Origin of the sequence: Lactobacillus sp. UMNPBX6 (assembly GCF_002553975.1) — a bacterium.
GTDB lineage: Bacteria > Bacillota > Bacilli > Lactobacillales > Lactobacillaceae > Lactobacillus > Lactobacillus gallinarum.
Window position 1 is genome coordinate 22529 of sequence record NZ_PCZD01000016.1, and the last position, 10949, is coordinate 33477.

8 protein-coding genes are annotated in these 10949 nt (G+C 40.7%); 7 read left to right on the top strand and 1 reads right to left on the bottom strand.

Features of this window, described 5'->3' with window-relative positions; genetic code table 11:
- Positions 1-37: 37 nt before the first annotated feature.
- The 7 genes from CP357_RS04175 to msrB all read left to right on the top strand — a co-directional run bounded on the left by CP357_RS04175 (position 38) and on the right by msrB (position 8362).
- Positions 38-994 carry an aspartate carbamoyltransferase catalytic subunit gene (locus CP357_RS04175; RefSeq protein ID WP_098036612.1) on the top strand — a complete coding sequence of 319 codons (957 nt, stop codon included), beginning with the start codon at positions 38-40 and terminating at the stop codon, positions 992-994.
- Positions 994-2271: a dihydroorotase gene (locus CP357_RS04180; protein WP_098036613.1), complete on the top strand. Its 1278-nt coding sequence runs from the start codon at positions 994-996 to the stop codon at positions 2269-2271. Before CP357_RS04175 ends, CP357_RS04180 begins: the two co-directional genes overlap by 1 nt.
- A gap of 6 nt (positions 2272-2277) precedes the next feature.
- The gene (locus CP357_RS04185) at positions 2278-3369 is read left to right on the top strand and encodes a carbamoyl phosphate synthase small subunit (protein WP_087235473.1); all 1092 of its coding nucleotides are present in this window, start codon (positions 2278-2280) and stop codon (positions 3367-3369) included.
- Complete coding sequence (gene carB / locus CP357_RS04190) at positions 3362-6550, top strand: carbamoyl-phosphate synthase large subunit (RefSeq protein ID WP_098036614.1); 3189 nt, start codon at positions 3362-3364, stop codon at positions 6548-6550. Before CP357_RS04185 ends, carB begins: the two co-directional genes overlap by 8 nt.
- A gap of 135 nt (positions 6551-6685) precedes the next feature.
- A complete protein-coding gene (locus tag CP357_RS04195) occupies positions 6686-7549 on the top strand; it encodes a GRP family sugar transporter (RefSeq protein ID WP_087176578.1) in 864 nt (287 codons plus the stop codon).
- A gap of 113 nt (positions 7550-7662) precedes the next feature.
- Positions 7663-7944 (top strand): hypothetical protein, encoded by a 282-nt coding sequence (locus CP357_RS04200; protein WP_056945464.1) that lies wholly within the window; start codon positions 7663-7665, stop codon positions 7942-7944.
- Positions 7937-8362, top strand: coding sequence for a peptide-methionine (R)-S-oxide reductase MsrB (gene msrB, locus CP357_RS04205; RefSeq protein ID WP_098036615.1), 426 nt, complete (start codon positions 7937-7939; stop codon positions 8360-8362). Before CP357_RS04200 ends, msrB begins: the two co-directional genes overlap by 8 nt.
- 52 nt (positions 8363-8414) lie before the next feature.
- Here msrB and CP357_RS04210 read toward each other — a convergent pair whose 3' ends face one another.
- A complete protein-coding gene (locus CP357_RS04210) occupies positions 8415-10796 on the bottom strand; it encodes a Xaa-Pro dipeptidyl-peptidase (protein WP_098036616.1) in 2382 nt (793 codons plus the stop codon).
- Between the last annotated feature and the right edge of the window lie 153 nt (positions 10797-10949).

Below are 10949 nucleotides of genomic sequence, written 5' to 3' on the forward strand. Positions count from 1 at the left end.
TAAATGCTTCAGGCTTTTTTGATAGAAAGAATAGAAAATGGAAAATTTAAATCTTGTCAGTTTACCACATTTTGTTAGTGTTGAAAATTTGCATGTCGATGAAGTTGAAGCTTTAATCAAACGAGCTGAATACTTCAAAAAGGGCGGCGCAACACCTCGCTTAACTAAGCCGGTTTACGTAACCAACATGTTTTTCGAAGACTCAAGCAGAACGCATACGAGTTTTGAAATGGCTGAAAGAAAATTGGGCTTAACAGTTATCCCATTTGATCCAGCTCACTCATCTGTTAACAAAGGTGAAACTTTATACGACACTTCATTAATCATGAACGCTTTGGGCGTCGATCTTGAAGTGATCCGCCACTCACAAAATGAATACTACAACGATTTGATCAACTTGAAAGAACACCAACACTTAAACATCGGTGTGATCAACGCAGGTGATGGCAGCGGCCAACACCCAAGTCAATGTATGCTCGACATGATGACTATTCACGAACACTTCGGCCACTTTAAGGGCTTGAAGGTAGCCATCGTCGGCGACATCACTAACTCAAGAGTAGCTAAGAGTAACATGGAACTTCTTACTAGATTAGGTGCAGAAGTTTACTTCTCAGGTCCAAGCTACTGGTACGACAAAAAATTTGATAAATACGGCAAGTATGAAGAATTAGATAAATTAATCCCTGACATGGATGTCATGATGCTTTTAAGAGTACAACATGAACGTCACGCAGGTGATCCTAATGAAAAGAAATTTGATGCTAAAGCTTACCATGAAAAATACGGCATCAACCATAAACGCTACAACGAATTAAAGCCTGACACAATCATCATGCATCCAGGTCCAATCAACCACGACGTTGAACTTAGCGGTGACTTGGTAGAAAGCGACAAGTGCATGTTTGTCCGTCAAATGCAAAATGGTGTATTTATGAGAATGGCCATGATTGAAGCAGTATTACGCGGAAGAAGGCTCGGAGGTCTCGAATAATGACAACAGTAATTAAGAACGGTACCGTTTATCAAAATGGTCACTTAGTTAAAGCAGACGTTTTAATTGAAAATGACAAAATCAAGGCAATCGGTACTGATTTAACAGGCGATAAAGTAATTGATACCAAAGGCAAGTTGGTCAGCCCAGGTTTAGTTGATGTCCACGTTCACTACCGTGATCCTGGTCAAACATATAAGGAAGATATTAGAACAGGTAGTGAAGCAGCTGCTCGCGGCGGCTTTACCACAGTAGGTGCTATGCCTAACGTAACTCCTGTGCCTAACACTCCAGAATTAATGGAGAAAATGGTTGAGGAAAACAAGGAAAAAGGCGTAGTTCACATTTTCCAATATGGTCCAATCACCAATGATGAGACAACCGATGTCATTCCTGACTATGTAGCCTTGAAAAAAGCTGGTGCCTTTGCTTTGAGTAACGATGGCCACGGTGTACAAACAGCTCAAACCATGTACTTGGCTATGCAAAAAGCTAAGGAAAATAACTTGATCGTTGCGACCCACGCACAAGACGATTCACTCTTTAATCACGGTACCGTTAACGCAGGTAAGACTGCGGAAAGATTGAACTTACCACCTGTCACTGAACTTGCTGAAACCACGCAGATTGCTCGTGACTTGCTCTTGGCTCAAAAGACTGGCGTTCACTACCATATCTGCCACGTTTCAACTAAGACTAGCGTTGAACTTGTCCGCATGGCAAAGGCTCGCGGAATCAATGTTACTTGTGAAGTTGCTCCTCACCACATTCTTTTAACTGGTGACGATATTCCAAAAGACAACGGCTACTTCAAGATGAACCCACCACTAAGAACTAAGGAAGATCAAGCAGCACTTTTAGTGGGACTTCTTGATGGCACAATTGATCTGATTGCTACTGACCATGCGCCCCATGCTAAGAAAGAAAAGCAAGGCGGAATGAAAGGTGCGGCTTTTGGTATCACAGGTAGTGAAACTGCTTTCAGTACGCTATATACTAAGTTTGTAAAGAACGAAAAGGTCTTTACTCTCGAACAATTATTGTCATGGCTTAGCGATAAACCAGCTAAGACCTTTGGTCTTAAAGACGCCGGCGTTCTTGAACCAGGCAAGCCAGCTGATATCGCAATCTTTGATTTGGAACATGAAAAAGAAATCAAGGAAGCAGACTTTAAGTCTAAGGGAGTTAACACTCCATTTACTGGTCATAAGGTTTATGGCTCAACTGTGATGACAATGGTTGATGGTAAAGTTGTCTACCAGGAAGGAGCAGAGTAAATGTCAATGCGCTATTTAATTTTAGAAGACGGCAGTGTTTATGCCGGTGAAGGCTTTGGCGCCGATCGTGAAACAACCGGTGAAGTTGTATTCACAACAGGGATGACCGGCTATCAAGAAGCAATTACTGATCAAAGTTATGCAGACCAAATTTTGGTTTTCACTAACCCATTGATCGGCAACTACGGTATTACCTTAGCCGACTATGAATCACTTGAACCAAAGATCAAGGGTGTGATTTGCCACCAAGTAGCACGTCACCCAGATAACTGGAGAATGCAAACTACTTTGCCTAAATTCTTAGAGCACTTGGATATCCCAGGTATTCAAGGCATCGATACACGTGCTTTAGTTAAAAAGCTCCGTGTTCACGGTACTTTAAGAGGTAAGATTGTAGATTCTAAGGAAGATGCAGAAAAGATCACCAAGATTTTACAAACTGAAAATGTAACTCAAGGCATAATCAGCCGCGTATCAACTAAGAGTCCATATCCGGTTCCAGGTTCAAAGCGCAACATCGTAGTGATCGACTTTGGTATCAAGCATAGTATTTTACGTGAACTTGCCGAACGTGACTGTAACTGTATCGTTTTGCCATATACTGCAACTGCTGAAGAAGTCTTAAACCTTCATCCAGATGGTGTTCTTCTTTCAAACGGCCCTGGTGACCCAGAAGAAATGGCCGCAAATGGTGCTACAAACATGGTTCGTGAAGTAGAAAAATATGTGCCATTGATGGGTATCTGTATGGGACACCAAGTCTTTGCTTTAGCCAACGGCGCTAATACCTACAAGATGAAGTTCGGTCACCGTGGTTTCAACCATCCAGTTCGTGAAATTGCTACGGGCAACATCGGCTTTACTTCACAAAACCACGGCTATGCTGTAGATGCTGACTCAGTTGATAAAGACAACTTAATGATTACTCACGTTGAAGTAAACGACGGTACTGTTGAAGGTCTTCGCCACAAAAAGTATCCAGCATTTTCAGTACAGTTCCACCCAGATGCAACTCCAGGACCACACGATGAGGTTTCACTATTTGATGACTTTATGTCAATGATTGACCAAAGAAAGGAAGAAGAGCGTCATGCCTAAGAGAAAAGATATTCATAAGATTATGGTGATTGGTTCTGGTCCAATTATTATTGGTCAGGCCGCAGAATTCGACTATTCTGGTACTCAGGCTTGTTTGGCTCTTCGCGAAGAAGGTTACGAAGTTGTTTTGGTTAACTCCAACCCAGCAACTATCATGACTGATACGACAATCGCTGACAAAGTCTACATTGAACCTTTGACTGTTGAATCAATTTCAAGAATCATTCGTCAAGAATACCCAGATGCTATTTTGCCAACCTTGGGTGGTCAAGTAGGTTTAAATATGGCATTGGCTCTTGCAAAAACTGGTATCTTGGATGAACTTCACATTGAACTTTTGGGTACTAAGCTTGATTCAATTGAACAAGCTGAAGACCGTGAGAAGTTCAAGGAATTATGTAAGAAGTTAGGCGAACCTGTGCCACCATCAAAGACTGTTAATACAGTTAAAGATGCTTTGGCATTTGGTGACGAAATCGGCTACCCAATCATTGTACGTCCTGCCTTCACAATGGGTGGTACTGGTGGTGGTATTTGTCACAACCGTGAAGAATTAGCTGAAATTGCAAAGAACGGTTTGGAACTTTCACCAGTAACTGAATGTTTGATTGAAAAATCCATTGCTGGTTACAAGGAAATCGAATTTGAAGTAATGCGTGACCACGATGACAATGCGATGATAGTCTGCTGTATGGAAAACTTCGATCCAGTTGGTATTCACACCGGTGACTCAATTGTCTTCTCACCAAGTCAAACCTTGTCAGACAAGGAATACCAAATGCTTCGTGATTGTTCACTCCGTTTGATTCGTGCGCTTAAGATTGAAGGGGGATGTAACGTACAGCTTGCCCTTGATCCTAACAGCTTTAACTATGACGTTATCGAAGTTAATCCAAGAGTTTCTAGATCAAGTGCCTTGGCTTCAAAGGCTACTGGTTATCCAATTGCTAAGATGGCTGCCAAGATTGCCGTTGGTATGACTTTGGACGAAATCAAGAATCCTGTAACTGGTACTACTTATGCCGAATTTGAACCAGCTCTTGATTACGTTGTCTGCAAGATCCCTCGCTGGCCATTCGATAAGTTCCCTAAGGCTGACAGAGTTTTAGGTACTCAAATGAAGGCTACCGGTGAAGTTATGGCCATCGGTAGAACTGCAGAAGAAGCTATGCAAAAGGCTGTTAGATCTCTTGAAATCGATGAAAAGGATCTTTACTCTGAAGAAACTCATGTAGCTAGTGATGATAAGCTTGAACAAAAACTAGTAAAAGCACAAGACGACCGTTTATTCTACTTAGCTGAAGCATTCAGACGTGGCTATACATTGGAAGATGTGCATGAATTAACTAAGATTAACTTCTACTTCTTGGATATCGTAAAGCACATGGTTGAAATGGAAAAGACTTTGCAAGAAAACAAAGACGATGTAGATACACTGCGCCTTGCTAAGAAATACGGCTTTAGCGATCCAACCATTGCCAACTTGTGGGGCGAAACCGCAGATGATGTAAGAAACTTCAGAAAAGCTAACGGCATCATCCCAGTCTACAAGATGGTTGATACCTGTGCCGCAGAATTTGAATCAAAGACCCCATACTTCTACTCAACTTATGATGCAGAAAACGAATCACATAAGTCAGGTAAGAAATCAGTTGTCGTAATTGGTTCAGGCCCAATCAGAATCGGTCAAGGTGTAGAATTTGACTACGCAACTGTTCACTGTGTTAAGGCTTTACAAAAGATGGGTTATGAAGCTATTGTTATTAACTCAAACCCTGAAACTGTTTCAACTGACTTCTCAGTCTCTGACAAGCTTTACTTTGAACCATTGACTCTTGAAGATGTTTTGAACGTCTGTGACTTGGAAAAGCCAGTAGGTACAATCGTTCAATTCGGTGGTCAAACTTCAATCAACTTGGCAGCTGGTCTAGAAAAGCATGGCGTTAAGATCTTGGGTACCAAGGTTAAGGACGTTAACCGAGCAGAAGACCGTGAATTGTTCGATGAAATCATCAAGGACTTGAAGCTTAACCAACCAAAGGGTTTAACTGCAACTACTCACGAAGGCGTTATCGAAGCTGCAGAAAAATTAGGCTACCCAGTTTTGGTTCGTCCAAGTTATGTCTTGGGTGGTAAGGCAATGGAAATTGTCTACAGCAAGGATGAACTTGAAGAATACTTGCAAGACCACGTAGATATTGCTGCTGATCACCCAATCTTGGTCGATGACTACTTGGATGGTCGTGAATGTGATGTTGATGCGATCTGTGACGGTAAGGATGTGCTTTTACCAGGTATTATGGAACACATCGAACACGCTGGTGTTCACTCAGGCGACTCAATGGCAGTTTACCCACCACAAACCTTCACTGAAGAAGTTAAGGAAAAGATTACCGACGTAACTAGAAAATTGGCTTTGACTCTGAACTGTGTCGGTATCATGAACATTCAGTTCATCGTGCGCGACGGCGAAGTTTATGTAATCGAAGTAAACCCACGTGCAAGTAGAACTGTTCCATTCTTGAGTAAGATTACTGGTATTGAAATGGCTCAAGTTGCTACGCGTGTAATTATGGGTGAAACCTTGGCTGAACAAGGCTACAGTGATGGCTTGGCACCAGAACCTGATATGATCTCAGTTAAGGCACCAGTCTTCAGCTTTAGTAAGTTAGCTGATGTTGACTCATACTTGGGACCAGAAATGAAATCAACTGGTGAAGTAATGGGTAGTGATCATACTTTTGCCAAGGCATTATACAAGGCATTTGCGGGTGCTAAGATGCAACTACCTGAGAATGGCAATGTTCTTCTTACTATTGAAGATAGAGATAAAGAAAAGATTTTGCCAATTGCGAAGCGCTTTGCACGAATTGGTTACAGAATCTTTGCAACTAAGGGTACAGCCAACTTCCTTAAAAAGAACGACTTGCACGTAGAACTCGTGACGAAAGTACATGATGATGAGCATGCTGACGATAACATCCTGAACGAATTACGCGATGGTCAAATTGATTTAGTGATCAATACGATGGGACATGATATTGAAAAGAATTCAGATGGCTTCATTATTAGACAAATGGCAATCCAACAAAACGTTCCGTTATTAACAGCTTTGGACACTGCGGATGCCTTGCTTAAATCGCTAGAAAATATATCATTTGCGACTAAGAGTTTGGATTAAAGGTAAATAAGAAGTAAAAAAGATGATCGAAAGATCATCTTTTTTAACTCGCACTTGTTTTTCGTTTGCAACGTATCCGCTTTCATTGATACAATGCTCCTTGTGACTTTTTTACAAATATAGGGGAGAAAAATAATGAGTTATTTATTTCTATTCATTCCAGCAATCGGCTGGGGACTTATGCCGATGTTCGTTGCTGGGGTCAAGAAGAGTAACATTTACCACCAAATTTTAGGTACTGTGCTCGGTGCATTTATCTTTGGTGCTGTAATGACTCTCATTAAACGTCCAACTTTTGATGGCACTACATTTATGTTAGCAATGCTTGCTGGAGCTGCCTGGGTAATTGGTCAGGTCGGACAGTATTACAGTTATTCTAAAGTTGGTGTTTCTGAAACAATGCCAATTTCAACCGGTTTGCAATTAATTGGTGTACCACTTGTCGGAGTATTAATCTTCGGCGAATGGGCAAGTACACAATCTAAGATCTTTGGTTTCTTAGGTATTTTGGCCTTGATCATCGGTGTTGCATGTACTTCATTGACTGATAAGGGTACTGCCGAAGGTGGCAAGAAGAACCAAACAACTACTATGATCGTTTTGGTTTTGACTACTTTGGGTTACATCACATCAAGCTCAATTCCTAAGGCTTTGAAGGGTGATAACACCATGATTTTCTTCGGTGAAACCATTGGTATGTTGATCACCACTGTGATTTACTTACTTGCAACTAAGAAAATTGACGTTGTTAAAGAAAAGGAAAGCTACCAAGTTATTCCTGCAGGTTTGATTTATGCCGTAGCTGCACTTGCATATATCGTTTCAGTAAAGATGAACGGTGTTAACTTAGCTTTCGTCATGTCACAACTTTGCGTGGTTATTTCAACTCTTGGTGGTATCATCTTCTTACATGAACAAAAAACCAAGAAGGGTTACATCTATACTGCAATTGGTTTGGTATTAATTGTGGCTGGTGCTGTCTTAACTTCAGTATTTTAACAAATTGGCAACAGATATCTAATTTAGATATTTGTTGCTTTTTTTATCTACTTAGTAAGCAAATGAATTAAAATAGTAAGAAACAAGAAAAGTAAAAGTTAGGAGCCTCTTCTATGAATGACAACGTTGTATATGTAATCTGTGCACGGCGATATGCTAAAAATGGTGAAGTAATTGAACAAAACGTCCATGTTTATAGTTCATATCAAAATGTGATTGCCGCCTTTAAGCCATTTTTAGATATGCCAAATAAAGAAGTACATATGAATGGCAAAGATGAAATGCTGCAAGTAAGAATCTATGATCCTGCTAATGAATTTTTGACTAGATATCGTTTCGATATCTATGAAAAGAAAATCGATAATTTCTTTCCAGGAGGAACGGAACATGTTTAATAAAGAAGAAGCGTTAAAAAAGTTAAGCGAAGAAGAATACAACGTTACCCAAAAAGCTGCGACCGAGTACCCTTTTACAGGAAAATATGATAATTTTTATGACAAAGGAATCTACGTTGATGTGGTGTCCGGTGAGCCACTTTTTTCTAGTGAAGATAAATATGATGCAGGGTGCGGCTGGCCCAGCTTTACTAAACCGATTAAGAAATTGGCATATCATCGCGATCAATCTCACGGAATGGAGCGAACAGAAGTGAAAAGCCCCGAAGCTGATTCACATTTGGGCCATGTCTTTACTGATGGACCAGTTGACAAAGGCGGATTGCGATACTGCATTAATTCGGCTGCGTTAAAATTTATTCCGTATGATAAGCTTGATCAGGCTGGATACGGAGAATATAAAAAAATATTTAAATAATAAAAAAGACAGGTATTCCAATACGAATATCTGTCTCTTTATTTACTATTAATTATTTTTCGTAAAACTTAATCTCGGTATTAGCTAAATCAACGGTGTAGGTCTCATCTTCAAGTGGACGCTTAGTCATGCCCTGATCAGTGGAATAAATAATCAAAGCAAGTTTGCTACCGGATGGGATAGTGTAGTAGGTAGGTTGAAGCAAGAAGTCTAAGTCATAAAACTTATCGGCATCGATTGCTTCAGGTTTCTTCATATCCTTAAAGTTTTGTAAATTCATGTGAGCCTTAGTGATTAACTTAGCCTTGGTCTTTTTATCTGGAACAAATTCTTGCAAGGTATCAGTACCAAAACGGTAGCCTAATTCTTGTCCGCCGCGCATTAAGAACCTAGGAGTAGCAGTTAATCGTTGTCTTTCACCAAGTTCAACTAAAGCAACGGAAATTTCACCCTTTGGAAGGCTACCAGAGACTCTTACTTTGACTTCTGGGCGACCCACGATCGTAGTAGGATGAATAAATTCATCTGTTTCAAAACGTAGGCTTGGTTTAGCCCATTTTTCATCGCCACAGATAAACTTGTATTGCCAGTCGCTTTCTGAGATGCCAGATTTCTTAAATTCAGTGCCACCAACATCGGTGAAGCTCATCTTTGCCTTGCCGTTACCATCTTGGTAAAGTTCATGGTCATCTGTTGGATAGTAGATCTTTTCTTGACCTAATTCATCGCTCCAGTCTTTTTCTTCATGCCACTTATCAGCTTGCAGGTTATCTTGAATCATGACTGTTGGCCATTGATTGTAGGCATTGTTTTCAAGACCGAGCAACTCATGAACAAACCAAAGATTCATTAAATCTGTGAAGTCGATTGAGACAAAATTGTTCATGTTGTAGTGAGGGCCTTGGTGCAAGAAGAGATGATGCTTCATTGGCATCTTGGATACTAGCTGCCAGATCTTGTAGACGTTTTTTGGCTTAACGTTCCAGTCGTTTAAACCATGAACTGAGATCCAGGAACATTTGATGCCATCAGCGTGGTGGCGGTAGTTTCTTGCTTCCCAGAAGTCAGAATATTGACCAGTTTTACGGTCTTCTTTTTCAAGTAATTCCTTTTGCATCTTGTCGTATTCAGGCTTGATCTTAAGGTATGAACCAGCATCCCACAAGTTAGATTGACAAGTTTCAGCCAAAAGGTCGAGGTCTTCACCTTGGCAAGCCTCAGGAGCAATAACCAAACCGTGTTCACGGTAGTAGTCGTACCATGATGAAATAGCAGCTTCAGAAACAACAGTCTTCAGACCCTTGACGCCAGTAGTTGCAATAGCGATTTGCAAAGTACCCAAGTATGAACGCCCAGTCATCCCGATGTTGCCGTTGCACCAGTCAGCCTTAGTTTGAACAGTTCTAGTTCTGTCAGTGTAGGCAATACGATCGCCATGCAGCCATTCGATAACTGCAGCAGCTGATTCAGTTTCTTCAGGTGCACCGGTGATGCGGACACCGTCACTGCCGCGCGTACCGATGGCACCAGCAAAGACGCTAGCAAAACCACGAGCTAACATGTATTCATTCAATGGGTAAGAAGACTTGTGAACTGCTTCTTCTGTGGCTGGGTGGCTTGAACCATCTGGCTTTTCTGCCTTAACGATTGGTGAGTGAACGTATTGTGGGTCATCCCAAGTGGTAGAATCAGAAAGATTTTCGTCAACATTGTGGTTACGCTTTTCGTTGGCAATGATTCCGCCAAAGTATGGGGATGCGGTGTAAAGCGCGGGTACTTTTAATCCCTTATTGGTTTCTGTAGGACGGAAAACAGTAACTTGGATTAAATCGCTCTTACCGTCATGATCAGTGTCAAGATCAGTTTCGACATAAACGACTTCGCGGATGACTTTGTTTGTGTCAAAAACAGGGATAGATTTGCCATTGAAGAATTTGAACTTGTTTTGACCCCAGAACTGAGTGAAGTAGCCCTTGCCTGCCATTACATCAAGCAAGATTTGTCCGTTCTTAGCACGAGTATTGAGCAAGCGGTAGAAAGCAGAAATTAACTTTTGATTATCGCTAATGTCTTGCATAAATGGCAAAGCGTTTCTTTGCATAAAACCAGTTGAATCGGCAAATTCATAGTCGTAGTGAACGTGGTAGCCGAGGAGTTGCAAAGCTACATTATAGAATTGTTCGGTGCCGATTTCTGTTGGCTTTTCTTTAAGAAAATCAGCCAAGGTCTGGTGATCGGAAACTGCAAATTCAGCAAGTTTGGCATTTTTAGCAGCGTCGGTTTTAGCTTCAGCGATCGCATTTTTAACTAATTTGGCTAAAAGACTACTGAAGTCCCAGTCTTGATAATTTTTTGGTAAGAAGTTGATATCGATTAATTCTTTAACTTGTTGTTGAAAATCAGTTTCAACATAAGCGTATTGGTTATATTTCATATTTTTCTCCTTTGTCAGTATTATTACCTTATAGTTTACCCGTTTGAAGTGAGAGAACCAATAAAAAATGAAATCAATAAAGAAATATTTTAAGTAAAGGCGGATTGTAAAATCAAATTGAACACTTCGTTCAAATATTAAAAAAAGTCCATT